Source organism: Gramella jeungdoensis (assembly GCF_023805255.1).
Taxonomy (GTDB): Bacteria; Bacteroidota; Bacteroidia; order Flavobacteriales; family Flavobacteriaceae; genus Christiangramia; species Christiangramia jeungdoensis.
Window position 1 is genome coordinate 764,717 of record NZ_JAMSCK010000001.1, and the last position, 18,532, is coordinate 783,248.

Sequence of the window (18,532 nt, forward strand, 5' to 3'; positions counted from 1 at the left end):
AATTGGAACAGAATAAAATAGATTTTATGTACTATCTGGGTATCGATTTAGGAAGTTCTTCGGTTAAACTCGCAGTTCTGAATGCGGAAACAGGGAAAACAGTAGCCTCCGTGGGGCTGCCTGAATCTGAAATGGAGATCATCGCCCCACAATTTGGCTGGGCAGAACAGGATCCTGAACTCTGGTGGCAATATGTGAAAGAAGGACTGAAGATCTTACAGAATAAACACCGGATAGAACTGAAAAAGATCAGGGCGATTGGAGTTGCTTACCAGATGCATGGTCTTGTGCTTACCGATGAGAACTTAAAGCCTTTACGAAGATCGATCATCTGGTGTGACAGTAGAGCTGCAGATATTGGAAACAATGCCTATAATGCTATTGGTGCTGAAAAATGTGAAGAGATAATCCTGGGGAGTCCGGGTAATTTTACGGCCTCAAAACTAAAGTGGGTAAAAACGAACGAACCGGAGATCTACGCTAAAGCAAGGCATATAATGCTCCCGGGGGATTTTATTGCATCAAAATTCTCAAAGGTGGCGCAGATCTCAACTTCCGGTCTTTCCGAAGCAGCTCTATGGAATTTTAAAGATCAAAAACTCGCTGATGAGATATTGGACGGGATGGGATTGTCAAAGGAACTTATCCCAGAGATTGTTCCCAATTTTGGTGATCAGGCGAAAATACATCCCGATGTTGCCCGTGAATTAGGTCTGCATCCAGAGCTGAAGATCACCTACAGGGCAGGAGATCAACCTAACAATGCTTTTTCGCTGAATGTGCTCCAGCCCGGAGAGATCGCCACTACTGCGGGAACTTCTGCGGTAGTTTATGCTGTAAGTAACCAGGATATTTATGATCCTCAAAGCAGGATCAATACATTTTTGCACGCGAACAATTCCGAAGAAAATAAAAGGAACGGTGTGATGCTTTGCATTAACGGATCGGGAATTTTATACCAGTGGCTGCGGAAAATGGTGTCGGTTGGAAATTCTGACCTGGTGAGTTATGAAGCGCTGAATACCCAGGCTGCCAGGGCAAAGCCGGGTAGTGAAAACCTTCGTTTTTATCCTTTCGGAAACGGGGTGGAAAGGATCTTCAAGAATAAAAAAGCAACTTCAGGGATAGAGAACCTGAATTTCAATATTCATAAACCGGAACATTTAATACGGTCCGCTTGTGAAGGGATTGTCTTTGCCATGAATTACGGTTTTGATATTATGAAATCGCTGGGAACCTCAGGAGACCTGGTGCGTGCAGGGAAAGCAAATCTTTTCTTAAGCCCCGTATTTCGCGAGATCTTTTGTAATACTACTCAAACCAGCCTGGAACTTTACAATACCTCAGGAGCCGAAGGTGCTGCACGGGGTGCCGCGATGGGCCATGGTTTTTATAATAATCAAAAAGAAGCCTTCAGCGACCTGGAGTGCCTGGAAAAAATTGAACCTAGAAGAGAATGGAGCCTGGCCTATGAAGAAATATATCAGGAATGGAAAGAACATATTAAAATAGAAGATTAGTTATGAGTTCAGAAAACAGATTTTTTAAGAATATCGAAAAGATCCAATTTGAAGGAAGGGATAGTAAGAATCCCATGGCCTTTAAATGGTATGATGAAAACCGCATGATTGGTGGAAAGACACTGAAGGAACATTTAAGGTTTGCCACGGCTTACTGGCACACTTTTAATAATACAGGAGCAGATCCTTTCGGTCCGGGTACCGAAACTTTTGAATGGGATAAAAGTAATGATCCAATTCAGCGGGCAAAGGATAAGATGGATGCAGCCTTTGAATTCATGACTAAACTGGGCACTCCATATTATTGTTTTCATGATGTTGACGTAGTGGATGAAGCTTCAGATCTGGCCGAATTCGAGAAGCGAATTCAAACTATGACCGAATATGCAAAGCAAAAACAACAGGAAACTGGAATAAAATTGCTGTGGGGAACTTCGAACCTTTTCAGCAATAAAAGATATATGAACGGGGCATCCACAAACCCGAATTTTGAAGTTCTGGCTTACGCCGGAGGCCAGGCGAAAATCGCCCTGGACGCAACTATGGCTTTAGATGGAGAAAATTATGTGTTCTGGGGAGGTCGTGAAGGTTATATGAGCCTTTTGAATACCGATATGAAGCGAGAGCAGGAGCATCTTGCAAAATTCCTTCATACCTGTAAGGATTATGCCCGAAAAAATGGCTTTAAAGGAACCTTTTTCATCGAGCCTAAGCCTATGGAACCCATGAAGCATCAGTATGATTTTGATGCGGCGACTTCTTTGGCGTTCATAAATAAATATGGATTACAGGATGATTTCAAACTAAATATAGAGGTGAACCACGCCACCTTGGCCGGTCATAATTTTCAGCATGAATTACAGGTGGCTGCTGATGCCGGCATGCTTGGAAGCATTGATGCCAACCGCGGAGATTACCAGAATGGCTGGGATACCGATCAATTCCCTATCGACCTTTATGAAGTTACTGAAGCCATGCTGGTATTACTGGAATCTGGTGGCCTGAAAGGCGGAGGAATCAATTTTGATGCGAAAGTCAGAAGAAATTCAACCGATCTGGAAGACAAGTTTATTGCTCATATCTCCGGGATGGACATATTTGCCCGCGGACTCATTTGTGCAAATGAGATTCTTGAGAACAGTGACTATAAAAATCTACGCGAAGAACGCTATTCTTCCTTTGATAGTGGAGAAGGTGCAAGGTTTGAAAAAGGAGAACTTTCGCTTGAGGATCTCAGTGATATAGCCAGAAAGAGCGGTGAGCCAAAACAGATAAGTGGCAAGCAGGAGCTTTTCGAGCAGATCATTGCCAATTCATTTTAATTAATTAAAAAAATGAACCAAAATGCTGGGAAGTACTACTAAGCCTGGTTGATTTTGTTAATGTTAAAATTTGAAAGACAAGCCTTCTGATTCCATTCTTTAAAAGTTACATAAAAAAAGGTATTTAAGGGAAATACGGCAATGATTTATTAATTAAGACCCTTGTTTTTGTCATGCAGGAATGATGATATTTTTAATGGAAAATAACTCAGGTATCTACAGGATGGAATCCAGCTAATAGATATGGAAATTGGACCTCAGTTTATTCTCTAAATAGATCAAGCATGAAAAATTACGTAATTGGGTTGGATTACGGTTCAGATTCGGTTCGCGCCGTTCTGGTGAACACTGAATCCGGAAAGGAAGAAGCCTCAGCGGTGCACTGGTATAAGAGATGGAAGGAGCAATTATATTGCAAAGCTTCTCAAAACCAGTTCAGGCAGCATCCCCTGGACCATGTGGAAGGGCTTGAAAATACTATTAAAGAAGTAATTTCCCGGGCAAAAGTAAAGGCTGAGGAAGTAAAAGGGATCTGTATAGACACCACCGGATCTTCTCCGGTACCCGTGACCAGAGAAGGAAAACCCCTTGCCTTTGAAAAGGGTTTTGAGGAGAACCCAAATGCCATGATGGTGCTTTGGAAAGACCATACTTCCATCAAAGAAGCTAATGAGATCAATGAACTCGCCAGGAGCTGGGGAGGCCCCGATTATACCAAATATGAAGGAGGAATTTATTCTTCGGAATGGTTCTGGGCCAAGATACTACATGTCACCAGGGAAGATGAAGCCGTAAAGAATGCTGCTTATTCCTGGATGGAGCACTGCGACCTGATGACCTTTATGCTAATAGATTCCGATCTTGAGAGCTTCAAACGCAGTCGTTGTGCAGCAGGACATAAAGCCATGTGGCACGAGGAATGGAATGGATTGCCATCGGAAGAATTCCTTGGGAAGCTGGATCCCTATCTGGCACAATTGAGAGATAAACTTTACCGGGATACCTACACTTCAGATGAGGTAGCGGGTAACCTGAATCAGGAATGGGCTGAAAAACTAGGCCTTTCTACCAGTTGCGTGGTAGCGGTTGGAACCTTTGATGCGCATTCCGGAGCTGTTGGAGCACAGATAGACAAACACGCCCTGGTAAGGGTGATGGGGACTTCTACGTGTGACATTATCGTATCTGAAGACTCCGAAATCGGAAATAATACGGTTAAAGGTATCTGCGGACAGGTAGATGGCTCGGTGATCCCGGGCATGATAGGCCTTGAAGCGGGACAGTCAGCCTTTGGTGATGTACTGGCCTGGTTCAAAGATGTATTGAGCTGGCCGCTGGAGAACCTTGTTTATAATTCTGACAGCCTTTCCGAAGATCAAAAAGAGAAACTTAAGGAAGAGATCGCTGATAATTTTATTCCGAAACTTTCTGCTCAGGCTGAAGAGCTGGAGCTTTCTGAAAGTATTCCGGTAGCACTGGACTGGATAAATGGGAGACGTACTCCCGATGCGAACCAGCAACTCAAAAGTGCCATTAGCAACCTGTCCCTTGGAACCAAAGCTCCACATATTTTCAATGCTTTGGTGAATTCCATCTGTTTTGGTTCAAAAATGATCGTGGAACGCTTTCAGGAAGAGGGAGTAAAGATAGATAGCGTCATAGGAATTGGCGGGGTTGCCCGTAAATCGGGTTACATCATGCAAACTCTGGCTAATGTACTGAATATGCCGATAAAGGTGGCTGAGTCTAATGAGGCACCGGCCCTTGGAGCAGCTATCTATGCTGCTGTTGCAGCGGGTATTTACCCAAATGTGATCGAAGCCAGTAAGAAACTTGGAAGCCCATTCGAGGCAGAGTACCATCCGCAACCTGAGAAGATAGAACAATACCGGAAATATCTGGAAGAATATAAAGAACTCGCTGCTTTTGTAGAAAACAATATCAGCAATAAAATCAATAAGAATGAGCTCGTATAAAGAACTGAAACAGGAATGTTACGAGGCTAATATACAGTTGAATGATCTTGGCCTTGTGATCTATACCTTTGGAAATGTAAGTGCGGTGGATCGCGACAAGGACGTCTTCGCTATTAAACCTAGCGGGGTGCCATACGAAGACCTTAAGCCGGAAGATATCGTGATCATGGATTTTGAAAATAATGTTATCGAGGGGGAAATGAGGCCTTCTTCAGATACCAGGACACACGCATATCTTTATAAGAACTGGAAGAATATTGGTGGGATCGCCCATACTCATGCCACCTATTCTGTAGCCTGGGCGCAGTCACAAAAGAACATCCCGATCTTTGGGACCACCCATGCCGATCACCTTACCGAGGATATTCCCTGTGCGGCTCCCATGAGGGATGATCTTATAGAAGGTAATTATGAACATAATACGGGAATACAGATCCTGGACTGTTTTAAGGAAAGAGGGATATCTTACGAAGAAGTGCCGATGGTTCTTTTAGGGAACCATGGCCCCTTTACCTGGGGAAAGAATGCGGCTAAGGCGGTTTACAACAGTAAGGTGCTGGAAGCGGTGGCCGAAATGGCATATCTCACCCTCCAGATCAATCCCAAAGCACCCAGACTAAAAGACTCACTGATCAAAAAACATTATGAGCGTAAGCATGGCAAGGATGCCTATTACGGTCAAGAATAATTTATAAAAGATAAAAAATGACAGATTTTAAAAATAAAGAAGTTTGGTTTGTCACCGGGAGCCAGCATTTATATGGCGAGGAAACCCTGAAACAGGTTGCGGCCAATTCTGCAGAAATAGTTAAGGGATTAAACGAATCCTCTTTTGTTCCGGTAAAGCTGGTTTATAAAGACACGGTAAAGACCCCTGACGAGATCACCCAGGTGATGCTGGAAGCAAATAATAACCAGAATTGTATAGGGATTATTACCTGGATGCATACCTTTTCTCCTGCCAAAATGTGGATCAATGGATTAAGTATTCTTAAAAAACCGATCTGTCATTTACATACTCAATTTAATGCAGAGATCCCATGGGGTAAGATAGATATGGATTTTATGAACCTGAACCAGTCGGCACATGGTGACCGTGAATTTGGTTTCATCATGTCGCGGATGCGTAAAAAGAGAAAGGTGGTCGTGGGTCACTGGCAAACCGAGGCAGTTCAGAAAAAAGTCGGGAACTGGCAGCGCGTCGCTTTGGGCTGGGATGAATTGCAGAACCTAAAGCTGGCACGTATTGGTGATAATATGAGAGATGTTGCTGTAACCGAAGGGGATAAGGTAGCCGCACAGATCAAATTTGGTGTGCAGGTGAATGGTTACGATTCTTCAGATGTGACTAAACATATCGAAAAAGTGACCGACGAGCAGGTAAATGATCTTTTGAAAACTTATGAAAACGATTACAGTTTAACCGATTCCTTGAAAGAAGGCGGAGAAAAAAGACAGTCTCTGGTAGATGCAGCAAAGATCGAACTTGGCCTCAGAGCATTTCTGGACGAAGGTGGCTTCAAAGCATTTACCGATACATTTGAGAACCTTGGAGAAATTAAACAGTTACCGGGACTTGCCGTGCAAAGATTAATGGCCGATGGTTATGGTTTTGGTGCTGAAGGGGACTGGAAAACAGCGGCTCTGTTAAGAGCCATGAAAGTAATGGCCCAGGGGCTTGAAGGGGGAACTTCCTTTATGGAAGATTATACTAACCATTTCAAAGCCGAGAAATCTTTTGTTCTTGGTTCACATATGCTGGAGATCTGCCCCAGTATCGCTGACGAAAAGCCATACTGCGAAGTGCATCCACTGGGGATTGGAGGAAAGGAAGATCCGGTAAGGCTGGTATTCAATTCTCCTAAAGGAAACGCGCTGAATGCTTCACTTGTTGATATGGGTAACCGCTTCAGACTGATCGTTAACGAGGTGGAAGCCGTGGAGCCGGAAGCAGATCTTCCAAATCTACCTGTAGCCCGCGTCTTGTGGGATCCAAAACCAGATATGGATACGGCCGTGACCACGTGGATACTTGCCGGTGGCGCACATCATACGGTGTATACCCAGGCTCTGACCACCGAATTCCTGGAGGATTTTGCTGATATGGCCGGAATTGAACTTCTGGTGATCGATGATAATACTCGGGTAAGGGACTTCAAAGATACCCTAAACGCCAATGAGGCCTATTATCATCTGTTTCAGCACGGAATGTGATAACAAAATAACCACCTGATTATGAAAAATTTTAATAACCTGCTCAGATTGTCAGGTATGGCCCTTCTTCTTGTATTAATACAATGTAAGAATCCTTCTGAAAATGAGGGATCTGAGCAAGAAGATTCCAGAATGGAAGAAAAAGGATTTAGTGTTCAAACACAGAATTTCGGAAAAACTTCAGAAGGTGAGAATGTAGAAAAATACATGATCTCACATACAAACGGACTGCAGATGGATGTGATCACCTATGGAGGAATCATCACAGCCCTTAAAGTGCCTAATAAAGATGGAGTTTACGAGGATGTGGTTCTGGGTTTTGATTCCCTGTCCCAGTATGAAAAAGAAAATCCATATTTCGGAGCCATCATTGGCCGCTACGGGAACCGTATCGCCAAAGGTAAATTCTCTCTGGACGGGACCGAATATGTCCTTGAAACCAATGATGGAGAGAATCACCTGCACGGTGGGGAAAAAGGTTTTGATAAGGTGGTTTGGGATGCTGAAGTGAGCGAGAGCGAAGATGCGGTATCTCTTAAATTATCCTATACCAGTAAGGACGGGGAAGGTGGCTATCCGGGAAATCTTCAGACGGTGGTGACCTACACGTTAACACCAGTCAATACCTTGGATATACAATATAAGGCCACGACAGATATGAAGACCATCGTAAATCTTACCCAGCATTCTTATTTCAACCTTTCGGCTGATTTTAGTCAGAAGATCCTCGATCATAAAGTTGAGATCAATGCCGATCAGTTCTTACCGGTGAATGAGACCCTGATCCCGACAGGTGAATTAAAACCTGTTGAAGGTACTCCTTTTGATTTTACGGAGCCAAAAGCCATTGGGACCGAGCTTGATAAGGAAAAGAGCAATGAACAGTTGAAAAGAGGTCTGGGATATGACCATTGCTGGGTGCTTAATGAGCAGGACAGCGGTGTAAGGTTTGCCGCCTCAGCCTATCATCCTGAAAGTGGTCGATTTATGGAAGTTTTCACCAACGAACCTGGGATACAGTTCTATATAGGGAATTTCCTTGACGGGACCCTGCCTGCAAAAGGAGGTGGGACTTATGCTAAAAGAACGGGTTTCTGTCTGGAGACCCAGCATTATCCAGATTCGCCTAACCAGGAAGGATTTCCCTCGGTGGTATTGGAACCGGGAGAAAAATATACTTCTCAAACCTCTTACAAATTTTCAGTACAATAATATGCAGACCTTAGATACTTTAGACTGGATCACCATTTCGATTTATTTCGCCATACTTCTTGGAATAGCGATATGGGTGATCAATAAAAAACAATCGAATACCGAAGATTACTTCCTGGCCGGAAGAAATGTGGGGTGGTTCGTGGTTGGAGCTTCCATTTTTGCCTCCAATATCGGGTCTGAACACGTGGTTGGCCTTGCAGGAGCAGGTGCCGGTGATAAATTACCCATGCTTATTTATGAGATTCAGGCCTGGGTGGTATTGATACTGGGTTGGGTTTTTCTTCCCTTTTATGCCAGAAGCGGTGTGTTTACCATGCCCGAATTCCTTGAAAAAAGATTTGACGCGAGGTCGAGATGGGTATTGTCGGTTTTCTCAATAATAGCCTATGTACTCACCAAAATATCGGTAACCATTTACGCAGGTGGAGTAGTGGTTTCGGCTTTGCTTGGAATAGATTTCTGGACGGGTGCGCTTGGAACCGTGATCCTTACCGGACTATATACAGTACTTGGAGGAATGCGTGCGGTAGTATATACCGAGACCCTGCAGGCAATTATTCTTGTAATAGGAGCTGCGGCACTTACTTTTATAGGACTTGATAAAGTTGGCGGATGGGAGAGTATGACCCAGACCGTGGGACCTGAGTATCTTGATATGTGGAGACCGGCAACCGATCCCGATTTCCCATGGCCTTCACTGCTTATAACCAGTTCCATCGTAGGTGTCTGGTACTGGTGTACGGATCAGTACATCGTTCAGCGAGCCCTTACAGCCAGGAATATTAAAGAAGGAAGACGAGGGACTATTTTTGGTGCATTGCTTAAATTGCTCCCGGTATTCCTGTTCCTTATTCCCGGGATCATTGCCCTTACATTGAAGATGAGAGGAGAATTACACTGGGATAGCCCGGATGAAGCCTTTCCTGTATTGATGAGTAACTTACTGCCATCCGGTTTACGCGGACTTGTAGCGGCAGGTTTACTTGCAGCTCTAATGAGTTCATTAGCCTCCGTATTTAACTCATGTTCTACTTTATTCACCGTAGATATCTATAAAAAATTAAGACCTAATACACCGGAAAAGAAACTTGTGCAAACAGGACAGATCGCAACAGTTATTATTGTAATTATAGGAATTGCCTGGATACCAATCATGGCGAATATTTCCGGAGTTTTATATGAATACCTGCAAAGTGTTCAGTCTTATATTGCACCTCCTATAACGGCTGTATTCCTTCTTGGAATATTTTATAAAAGGATCAATGCTCAGGGAGCTATAACAACACTTGTTGTAGGCCTTATATTAGGTGCGGTTAGAATTACTCTTGAAATTGTTAAGGATTCTCTGGATTCGGACGGAATCTTATATATGCTTGGAGACATAAATTTCCTTTCTTTCGGAGCCTGGTTCTTCCTTTTCTGTATTGTATTGATTGTAGTGGTTAGTCTTCTTACTCCGGCTCCGGCACACGAGAAAACAGACAACCTTACCTTCCAGACCATTTCGGAAGTAGAGAAAAGAAATAATAAAACAAGTTATAACTGGAAAGATATTGCAGTTTCTGTGCTTATCGTTGCGATAGTAGCATGGGTGATGATATTTTTCAATGGGGAATAACTCAGGTACCTACAGGATGGATTCCAGATAATAGATAAAGAAATTGCTACTCGTAAACTGCTGTTTAGAATGGAATTATGAGGAACGTCCTGAATAAAAGACTTACTAGGGAAAAGACTGGTCTAACGAGGAAGCTTCCTGTAAGGGTAGTACAGTTTGGAGAGGGGAATTTTCTAAGGGCATTTGTAGATTATATTATTGAAAGGCTAAACAAAGAGGCCGACTTTAACGCCGGGGTTGCTGTAATTCAGCCATTGCCCGGGGGGGCGGTAAATATGCTTAATCAGCAGGATGGGCTCTATAACCTTTTTATGAAAGGTATCCGTAAGGGAAGGAAGATAGAGGAAAAAGAGGTTATTTCCTGTATCCAGCATGGAATTGATCCCTATAAAGATTATGAGAAATATCTAAAGCTTGCTGAAGAAGAGAGTCTTGAGTTCATAATTTCGAATACCACCGAAGCAGGTATTGCTTTTGATGAGAATGATACTCTGCAGGGCACTCCGCATAATAGCTTTCCGGCGAAGTTGACAGCCCTGCTTTATAGAAGATTTCAACATTTTGGAGGTGCCCCGGAAAAGGGATTGATCATACTCCCCTTTGAACTGATTAATAATAACGCCGATACCTTAAAGAAAATCATTCTTAAATACTCCGATTTATGGGATTTGGAGGAAGGATTTATAAACTGGGTTAAAAATCATAATTCCTTTCATAATACTCTTGTAGACAGGATAGTCCCGGGTTATCCGGCTGAAAATATCGAGATCTATCAGAAGGAGGTTCTCTTTGAAGATAAGCTTATAGTGGCCGTGGAAATATTTATTGAAGGTGATGAAGAATTAAAAGCGAAGGTTCCCTTTGATCAAATAGATGAAAATATACTGATAGTAAAGGATCTTCAGCCATACAGAACACGAAAGGTGAGGATTTTAAACGGGGCGCATACTACAATGGTCCCTTTTTCTTTGATGTATGGTAATAAAACAGTAAAGGAGATATTAGATGATCAGTTCACCAGAAGCTTTGTAAAAGACGCGATCTTTGATGAAATTATCCCCACACTTTCCCTGCCAGAGGAGGAACTAAATTTGTTTGCAGAGGAGGTGCTGGACCGCTTTAGAAATCCATTTCTGAAACACAAGCTTTCCAGTATAGCACTTAATTCTGTTTCAAAATTCAAAGTAAGAGTATTACCCAGCCTGCTGGCTTATCAACAGCAAAAAGAGAAGCTGCCCGTGAAGCTAACATTTGCTTTGGCATGTCTTCTTCGGTTTTACGGATCCCTTTGGAATGGCAGAAGATTGCCTGTAAAGGATGACGAAAAGGTTGTTTCAGCCTTAAAGGATATCTGGAGAGCGAGCGACTATAACCAGGTTTCGATAAAGGCCCTTTCTAATACTGAATTCTGGGATCAGGATCTAAGCAAAATAAATGGATTGGTGGAAGCTGTTTCACTTGCCCTGGTCTTCATAGATAAATATGGCATTGAAGAGGGATTTGAGGAATTCAGGGGCCAGATGAGAAATTTTAAATACTGAAGATTCAGAAGCGAATTCTGAATTGCTATAAAACGGATAATCTAATTAATCTGACTAATTATAAAAATAACTTCAATAATATGATTTTGAACAGACTAAACTCTTTAAGCTCTATAGCCTTGATCTTGATTGTGCTTTGCATCGGATGTAAAGATAAGAAACAACAGGAAGAAAAGGCAACATCTGAAGTGGGTGATACCTTAGAACAGATTTCCGAAGATCTGAAATGGTATGAAAGAATGATGCTTTCAGAGATTTCCCGATTTCCGGAGGCCTCCAAACTTGATTTTGTAGATCAGGCAAGGTGGAGTTACACCAACGGACTTGTTTTGAATGCCTGTGAAGGGGTGTATAAAGAAACTGGGAAAGATAAATATTTCGATTATATCTATGCTTATGCTGATGCTTTGGTAGAACCAAATGGTTCGATCAAGACTTACGAAATGAGCAAGTATAATCTTGATATGATAAAATCGGGTGATAATTTATTATATCTGTACAAGGAATCCGGGGAGGAAAGGTTTAGAAAAGCGGCCGATACTTTAAGGAACCAGTTAAAGGATCAGCCACGTACGCCAGAAGGAGGATTCTGGCATAAAAAACGTTATACCCAACAGATGTGGCTTGACGGACTGTATATGGCTGAACCTTTTTACGCCCAGTATACAAAAATGTTCTCAGACAGCTTAAAGACGGAAGCTGAAGCCTACAATGATATAGTGAAGCAATTCGAATTGATCCAGGAGCATGCTCTGGATGAGAAGACCGGCCTTCTTTACCACGGTTGGGATAGCAGTAAACAGCAGCGATGGGCTGATAAAGAGACGGGAACCTCACCAAATTTCTGGTCAAGGGCTATGGGCTGGTATGCAATGGCCATTGTAGATGTCTTGGACTATCTGCCTGAAGAAAATCCGGGAAGAGAGAAGCTTATTGGTTACCTTAATGGACTTGGGGATGCCTTATTAAAATATCAGGATGAAGAGACCGGATTATGGTATCAGGTGACCGACCAGGGAGACAGAGAAGGTAATTACCTTGAAGCGTCCGGTTCCTCGATGTTTACTTATACATTTGCTAAAGGATATAATAAAGGCTATTTACCTGAAAAATTCAATACGGCGGCCCAGAAAGCCTATGAAGGTATATTGAACGAACTAATAAGCGTTGAAGAAAATGGCCTGGTAAATCTTAACCAGGTTTGTGCGGTGGCAGGTCTTGGAGGTGATCCTTACAGAGATGGTTCATATGAGTATTATGTGAACGAAAAGATTAGGGCTAACGATCCCAAGGGAACAGGGCCTTTTATTTTGGCGAGTCTGACTTTAAATCGTTAGAGATTTGAATTTATGATCCGTAAATTTGTTATAAGCCTGTTTAAGAACTAAAAAATAAACTGATGATTTTTGAAAAAAGCTGGAGATGGTATGGGCCACACGACCCGGTTTCGTTGAAGACCATAAAGCAGGCTGGTGCCAATGGAGTGGTAACAGCTTTACATCATATCCCGGTGGGCGAGATATGGACTGTGGAGGAGATCCGGAAGCGAATTGATATGCTGGAAGAAAGTAACACTCAGCATGGCTTTAAATTGTACTGGAACGTTGTGGAAAGCCTTCCTGTTCATGAGGATATCAAGCAGGGAAAAGAAACCCGCGACCAGCTCATAGAAAATTATAAGGTCAGTCTTAAGAATCTTGCCAGTTGCGGTATTAGCCGTATATGTTACAATTTTATGCCTGTGCTTGACTGGCTCAGAACCAATGTCCGTTTCGAACTGGAAGATGGCAGCACAGCCCTTTATTACAGCAGGATAGATCTTGTTGTTTTCGATCTTTTCATTCTCAAGAGAGAGAATGCCAGAGAAGATTATGAAGAATCCCTTCTGGAAGAAGCCGAAAAAAAATATTCCCGGATGAGCGAGAAAGAGCGGGCAACCTTAAAGGAGAGCCTGCTTATGGCATTGCCGGGAGACCAGGCCGGGTTCACGCTTGAGAAGCTTAGGAAGGGCTTAAAGGATTATGAAGGTCTCAGCGCGGAAGACCTTAAGGAAAACCTGCTTTATTTTCTGAAAGAGGTCATTCCTGTAGCTGAAGAGAATGGTGTTAAGTTAGCCATCCATCCTGATGACCCGCCATGGCCTGTATTGGGTTTACCACGAATTATAAGCTCAATTGAAGACCTGGAATATATTTTTACCAAGGTTCCGCAAAACGCTAACGGACTTACTTTTTGCAGTGGTAGCCTGGGGGCTTCTGCTTCCAACGATCTGGAAGGAATTCTGACGAAATTCTACGACAGAATTCATTTTGTTCATCTAAGATCTGTTCAGCGGGAGGGAAATTCGGTTTTCTTTGAAGCCAATCATTTGGAAGGCAATGCTGATATTCTTAAACTGATGAAGAAGTTCCACGAACTTCAGAAGAAAAATAAAAGGGAAACTCTGCCAATGCGACCCGATCATGGTCATGAAATGATGGATGATCAGGGCAAGCAATTCTATCCGGGATATTCGGCTATTGGCCGTATGCGCGGCCTTGCCGAATTAAGAGGTTTGGAGTTTGCACTTGTCAATAAATAAATACAACGAAATGCATAATTTAAAAAATAAAGTAGCGGTAATAACAGGTGGAAATGGTGTGCTGGGAGGAGCCATTGCTAAAGGTCTCGCGCAGAATGGTGTCAGGGTTGGAATTCTTGGGAGAAGTGAAGATACCGTAAATGAAAGAGTAGATGAAATAAAGGAAGCGGGGGGAGAAGCCCTTGCCCTGGTAGCTGATGTCCTGGATGAGGAAAAACTGGTCTCAGCTAAAGAAAAAATTGTGAGGGAATTCGGCCCTGTAGATATTCTTGTAAATGCCGCCGGAGGAAATATGAAGGGTGCCGTGATCACCCCCGATCAGTCAATCTTTGACCTTAATATTGATGATCTTGATAAGGTTGGCGATTTGAATTTCAAGGGTACTGTCCTACCAACACTGGTATTTTCAAAAGCGATGACAGAGGCTGGCAAGGGAAGTATAATAAATATCTCCTCGATGGCCGCCCAAAGAGCTTTAACGAGGGTGATGGGTTATGCCGCCTCAAAGGCAGCGATAGATAATTTTACAAAATGGCTCGCCGTAGAAATGAACTCCAAGTATGGCGACGGAATTCGAGTCAATGCGATCGCTCCTGGTTTTTTTATTGGTGAACAAAACAGGAGTTTGCTGCTAAATGATGATGGGAGTCTAACCAGTCGTGGAGAGACCATTATTTCTCAAACGCCTATGAAGAGATTTGGGAAACCAGAGGAGCTGCAGGGAGTGGCGAACTGGCTGGCCAGTGACGAATCTTCATTCGTAACAGGAACAATCATTCCGGTAGATGGTGGCTTTGGAGCCTTTAGCGGTGTGTAAAAATTTATGAGTCATGAGTAAGGAATTGGGTAAATATTCGTTTGGTACCGGCGACAGATTCGGGAAAGAAGGTAAAGGGCAGCTCAAAGCGATCATTGAATTGAAAGAACTTGGAGTTGCAGTTACGCCTGTCTGGAATAAATCTGACCGGGAACATAAAACGGTAGGCAGCCAGCCTGAAAGTGTGGAAAAAGAAGCCAGGATCGCAGTTCGGGATTTAGATTTCCAGGATAATTTTCTGGTAGATGCCGATCATATAAACCTGGAAACGGTAAACAGGTATATAAATTCAAGCGATTTTTTTACCATTGATGTTGCTCAATACATCGGGAGAAAAGGAGAGCCGTCAGATGAAGAAAAATTCCTTGCTTTTTTTAAGAAGTATGAAGAAGGGATTCAGCTTACCAAAGATAAGTGGATCCTTTTCAAGTCTTCAGAAATAGAGAAGATGCTACATGCTTTCCTGTTTCCAATGAAGAAAGCTTCTGAAGTCTATTTTCATATAAAGGAAAATAAAAATGGAAAGTTCTTCACAGAAGTTTCCATAGATGAAGTTGAAGAGCCACAATCTCCGGCTCAGTTATTTTTCATTCTTGCTGCTCTCGCATTTTATGGGGTCCCGGTAAATACGATCGCTCCCAAATTCACCGGGAATTTTTATAAGGGCATAGATTACGAAGGTGATCTGGATCGTTTTAAAGAGGAATTTGAAGAGGATATACAGGTGTTGAAATTTGCAATTCAGGAATTTGATTTCCCTGAAAATCTTAAGCTGAGTGTTCATAGTGGAAGCGATAAATTTTCGATTTATCCGGTAATAAATAAACTGATCAAAAAGCATAATATCGGCCTTCACCTGAAAACAGCAGGAACTACCTGGCTTGAAGAAGCGATAGGCCTTGCTGAAAGTGAAGGTGATGCTTTTCGGTTCATAAAAGAATTATATGCTGAAGCCCTTCAGCGTTTCGAAGAGCTTACCGAAAACTATGCTGAGGTACTCGATATTGATACAGACCAGCTTCCCGGGCCAGATTCCTTTCAATCGGGTAGGGCTTTCGCGAACGCCTTACGTCATGAACAGGAGTCCGATCATTTTAATCCTCATTTCAGACAGCTCATGCATTGTGCCTATAAGATCGCAGGGGAAAGGAAGGAACAATTCTTTCCGTTGCTTGAAAAGAACAGGGCTGTGATAGAAGAGAGGGTAACCCACAATTTACTTCAAAGGCACTTAAAACCCTTATTTATTTGATTTTTTCGCGGGAAGGTACAGGATAGTGTCTCCGAAGGAGCAGGTTATATTTACATTCATTCCATATTTATAGAAATGAAAAAAATATATCTCCTTCTGGTATTTATCTTTTGCCTTAACCTATCGGAAATCTATGCGCAAATCAAAACCGATCCTGATGACGTTTCACAACGGAGAGCTAAAAGCAACCAGGATCAGCAAGCCAAAGCAAAGGAATGGGTTGCTTCCCTTGAATTGAAAGATGAGGCAAGGATAACTCGCGTGGAGAATGTAATTACCACACATCTTATAGCTGTTAGAGACTGGCATAATTCCCATCCATATACTCAGGTTCCTGCAGGTATTAATCCGAAAACCGGTGATAAACTAAGTGAACTTGATAGAAGAATGATCGCTCATTCGGCCAAGCCCGATTCAATACACCAGAACTTTATGGAAGGTCTGAGAAAAGACCTGAATGAAGAGCAAGTGATAGCCATTCTTGATAAATATACTGTAGGTAAAGTTGATTTTACCATGAAAGGTTATCATGCTATCGTACCTGATCTCACCGATGAAGAAGCCCAACACATCAGGGGATTACTCGAAGAGGCGCGCGAGAGATCGGTGGATTATAAAAATATGGAAGAGATCTCTGCAATTTTTGAGATCTATAAAACCAAGGCTGAGAGCTATCTTAATTCCAATGGCAGGAACTGGCGTCAACTTTATAAGGATTTTGTAAATAAGAATTAGAAAGAAACATGAGATCAGAATTTAGCTTAAAAGGTAAAAATGTGATCATTACCGGTGGCGGCAGTGGTATAGGTGAAGCAATATCGAAGAAATTTATAGCTCACGGAGCTCATGTGATTATTCTCGATTTAAATTCTGGAAAGGCCGAAAATTTACTTAATTCAGTTGCTGAAAAGTCCAGGCTGGAAATAGTTGCCTGTGACGTTTCAGATCATAAGGAAGTGAAAAATATTATCGATAAGATAGCTAAAAAACAGTCTATTGATATCCTTGTAAATAATGCAGGTATTGCCCACGTGGGTAATATTGAGAATACGGCTGAAGATGATTTTGATAAGATCTTCCAGGTAAATGTAAAAGGGGTTTACAACTGTTCGCAGGCAGTGGTTCCTCATATGAAAAGAAATAAAGATGGGGTGATTCTCAATATGGCCAGTATCGCTTCTGTGGTGGGTATAGAAGATCGTTTTGCTTATTCGATGTCTAAGGGGGCCGTGCTTACAATGACCTATTCCCTTGCAAAAGATTATTTGAAAGATGGGATAAGATGTAATGCCATTTCGCCTGCCAGAGTGCATACACCTTTTGTGGATGCTTTTATTAAAAAGAATTACCCGAACCAGATAGAAGAAAAATTTGAGGAGCTTTCTAAAACTCAGCCTTTAGGTCGGATGGGAAAACCGGAAGAAGTTGCCAGCCTGGCACTTTACCTGTGTTCAGATGAAGCTTCTTTTATTACTGGAACAAACTTCCCAATAGACGGAGGATTTATAAAACTTAACGGATAAAACTTGAAAAATGAAACTAATAAGATGTGGTGAGCCCGGGCAGGAATATCCTGGCGTAGAATTGGAAGATGGAACCCAGATAGATGTATCTGATTTTGGTTCAGATTTCGACGAGGACTTTTTTGGAACTGACGGAATACAAAAACTGAAATCATGGCTTAAGAATAATAAGTCCCAAAACAAACTCGTTCCGGCTGGTACAAGGCTGGGACCACCTGTAAAAAGACCTTCAAAAATAATTTGTATCGGTCTAAATTATGCTAAACATGCCGAAGAAAGTGGTGCTACGGTTCCTGAAGAACCGGTGATATTCTTTAAGGCCACAAGTGCCATTGTGGGGCCAAATGATGACCTGATTATTCCAAAGAACAGTACAAAAACTGACTGGGAAGTGGAGCTTGGAATCGTAATTGGTAAAAAGGCCAGTTATGTTTCAAAAGAAGAAGCAATGGACCATGTCGCCGGTTACGTTCTGCACAACGATTATAGTGAAAGGGAATTTCAATTGGAAAGAGCAGGTCAATGGGTTAAAGGAAAGAGTTGTGATACTTTTGCTCCTATTGGGCCATATGTGGTTACCAAAGATGAAGTAAAGGATCCGCACAACCTTAAGCTGTGGCTTAAACTGAATGGTGAGATCAAACAGCAAAGCAATACTTCAGATATGGTTTTTGATGTGCCTACCGTGGTGAGTTATCTTAGCCAGTTTATGAGTTTAATGCCTGGGGATATTATTTCAACCGGTACTCCTTTTGGAGTGGGAATGGGACTTAAACCGCAGCGGTATGTAAAACCTGGAGATGTGATTGAACTGGGAATAGATGGTCTTGGTTCTTCTAAACAGGTAGCCCGGGCATGGCAGGAATCTTAGGTATTTTACGCCAAGGAGGTACAGGATAGTTTTTGCCGGTTTTAATAATAAGTTTGATAGTGAACAAAAAATCAAGCAATAT

15 protein-coding genes are annotated in these 18,532 nt (G+C 42.4%); all 15 read left to right on the plus strand.

Features of this window, described 5'->3' with window-relative positions:
* The first annotated feature begins 26 nt into the window (after window positions 1-26).
* A complete protein-coding gene (locus NE848_RS03535; protein WP_252110828.1) occupies window positions 27-1,520 on the plus strand; it encodes a xylulokinase in 1,494 nt (497 codons plus the stop codon).
* Between the two features lie 2 nt (window positions 1,521-1,522).
* Window positions 1,523-2,842 carry a xylose isomerase gene (xylA, locus tag NE848_RS03540; protein WP_252110829.1) on the plus strand — a complete coding sequence of 440 codons (1,320 nt, stop codon included), beginning with the start codon at window positions 1,523-1,525 and terminating at the stop codon, window positions 2,840-2,842.
* A 284-nt stretch (window positions 2,843-3,126) separates the two neighbouring features.
* Complete coding sequence (locus NE848_RS03545) at window positions 3,127-4,818, plus strand: ribulokinase (protein WP_252110830.1); 1,692 nt, start codon at window positions 3,127-3,129, stop codon at window positions 4,816-4,818.
* Complete coding sequence (locus NE848_RS03550; protein ID WP_252110831.1) at window positions 4,805-5,506, plus strand: L-ribulose-5-phosphate 4-epimerase; 702 nt, start codon at window positions 4,805-4,807, stop codon at window positions 5,504-5,506. Before NE848_RS03545 ends, NE848_RS03550 begins: the two co-directional genes overlap by 14 nt.
* Before the next feature lie 17 nt (window positions 5,507-5,523).
* Entirely contained in the window at window positions 5,524-7,032 is a 1,509-nt protein-coding gene (araA, locus tag NE848_RS03555) for an L-arabinose isomerase (protein ID WP_252110832.1), read from the plus strand.
* Between the two features lie 21 nt (window positions 7,033-7,053).
* On the plus strand, window positions 7,054-8,244 hold the full coding sequence (locus tag NE848_RS03560; protein WP_252110833.1) for an aldose epimerase family protein: 1,191 nt from the start codon (window positions 7,054-7,056) through the stop codon (window positions 8,242-8,244).
* A gap of 1 nt (window position 8,245) precedes the next feature.
* A complete protein-coding gene (locus NE848_RS03565; RefSeq protein ID WP_252110834.1) occupies window positions 8,246-9,865 on the plus strand; it encodes a sodium:solute symporter in 1,620 nt (539 codons plus the stop codon).
* 77 nt (window positions 9,866-9,942) lie between these two features.
* On the plus strand, window positions 9,943-11,406 hold the full coding sequence (locus NE848_RS03570) for a tagaturonate reductase (RefSeq protein WP_252110835.1): 1,464 nt from the start codon (window positions 9,943-9,945) through the stop codon (window positions 11,404-11,406).
* Between the two features lie 80 nt (window positions 11,407-11,486).
* Window positions 11,487-12,743, plus strand: a complete 1,257-nt coding sequence (locus NE848_RS03575; RefSeq protein ID WP_252110836.1) for a glycoside hydrolase family 88/105 protein — start codon at window positions 11,487-11,489, stop codon at window positions 12,741-12,743.
* A 62-nt stretch (window positions 12,744-12,805) separates the two neighbouring features.
* Complete coding sequence (gene uxuA, locus NE848_RS03580; protein WP_252110837.1) at window positions 12,806-13,987, plus strand: mannonate dehydratase; 1,182 nt, start codon at window positions 12,806-12,808, stop codon at window positions 13,985-13,987.
* A gap of 10 nt (window positions 13,988-13,997) precedes the next feature.
* Entirely contained in the window at window positions 13,998-14,804 is an 807-nt protein-coding gene (locus NE848_RS03585; protein WP_252110838.1) for an SDR family oxidoreductase, read from the plus strand.
* A 13-nt stretch (window positions 14,805-14,817) separates the two neighbouring features.
* Complete coding sequence (locus NE848_RS03590) at window positions 14,818-16,056, plus strand: tagaturonate epimerase family protein (RefSeq protein ID WP_252110839.1); 1,239 nt, start codon at window positions 14,818-14,820, stop codon at window positions 16,054-16,056.
* A 75-nt stretch (window positions 16,057-16,131) separates the two neighbouring features.
* Entirely contained in the window at window positions 16,132-16,791 is a 660-nt protein-coding gene (locus NE848_RS03595) for a DUF3826 domain-containing protein (RefSeq protein ID WP_252110840.1), read from the plus strand.
* An 8-nt stretch (window positions 16,792-16,799) separates the two neighbouring features.
* A complete protein-coding gene (locus tag NE848_RS03600; protein WP_252110841.1) occupies window positions 16,800-17,579 on the plus strand; it encodes an SDR family NAD(P)-dependent oxidoreductase in 780 nt (259 codons plus the stop codon).
* Window positions 17,580-17,589: 10 nt separating this feature from the next.
* Window positions 17,590-18,450: a fumarylacetoacetate hydrolase family protein gene (locus tag NE848_RS03605; RefSeq protein ID WP_252110842.1), complete on the plus strand. Its 861-nt coding sequence runs from the start codon at window positions 17,590-17,592 to the stop codon at window positions 18,448-18,450.
* Window positions 18,451-18,532 lie beyond the last annotated feature (82 nt).

Excerpts from the sequence above, each read along its gene's own strand:
- NE848_RS03535 (WP_252110828.1), top strand. The coding sequence starts at position 27 with ATGTACTATCTGGGTATCGATTTAGGAAGTTCTTCGGTTAAACTCGCA.
- xylA (WP_252110829.1), top strand. The coding sequence starts at position 1,523 with ATGAGTTCAGAAAACAGATTTTTTAAGAATATCGAAAAGATCCAATTT.
- NE848_RS03545 (WP_252110830.1), top strand. The coding sequence starts at position 3,127 with ATGAAAAATTACGTAATTGGGTTGGATTACGGTTCAGATTCGGTTCGC.
- NE848_RS03550 (WP_252110831.1), top strand. The coding sequence starts at position 4,805 with ATGAGCTCGTATAAAGAACTGAAACAGGAATGTTACGAGGCTAATATA.
- araA (WP_252110832.1), top strand. The coding sequence starts at position 5,524 with ATGACAGATTTTAAAAATAAAGAAGTTTGGTTTGTCACCGGGAGCCAG.
- NE848_RS03560 (WP_252110833.1), top strand. The coding sequence starts at position 7,054 with ATGAAAAATTTTAATAACCTGCTCAGATTGTCAGGTATGGCCCTTCTT.
- NE848_RS03565 (WP_252110834.1), top strand. The coding sequence starts at position 8,246 with ATGCAGACCTTAGATACTTTAGACTGGATCACCATTTCGATTTATTTC.
- NE848_RS03570 (WP_252110835.1), top strand. The coding sequence starts at position 9,943 with ATGAGGAACGTCCTGAATAAAAGACTTACTAGGGAAAAGACTGGTCTA.
- NE848_RS03575 (WP_252110836.1), top strand. The coding sequence starts at position 11,487 with ATGATTTTGAACAGACTAAACTCTTTAAGCTCTATAGCCTTGATCTTG.
- uxuA (WP_252110837.1), top strand. The coding sequence starts at position 12,806 with ATGATTTTTGAAAAAAGCTGGAGATGGTATGGGCCACACGACCCGGTT.
- NE848_RS03585 (WP_252110838.1), top strand. The coding sequence starts at position 13,998 with ATGCATAATTTAAAAAATAAAGTAGCGGTAATAACAGGTGGAAATGGT.
- NE848_RS03590 (WP_252110839.1), top strand. The coding sequence starts at position 14,818 with ATGAGTAAGGAATTGGGTAAATATTCGTTTGGTACCGGCGACAGATTC.
- NE848_RS03595 (WP_252110840.1), top strand. The coding sequence starts at position 16,132 with ATGAAAAAAATATATCTCCTTCTGGTATTTATCTTTTGCCTTAACCTA.
- NE848_RS03600 (WP_252110841.1), top strand. The coding sequence starts at position 16,800 with ATGAGATCAGAATTTAGCTTAAAAGGTAAAAATGTGATCATTACCGGT.
- NE848_RS03605 (WP_252110842.1), top strand. The coding sequence starts at position 17,590 with ATGAAACTAATAAGATGTGGTGAGCCCGGGCAGGAATATCCTGGCGTA.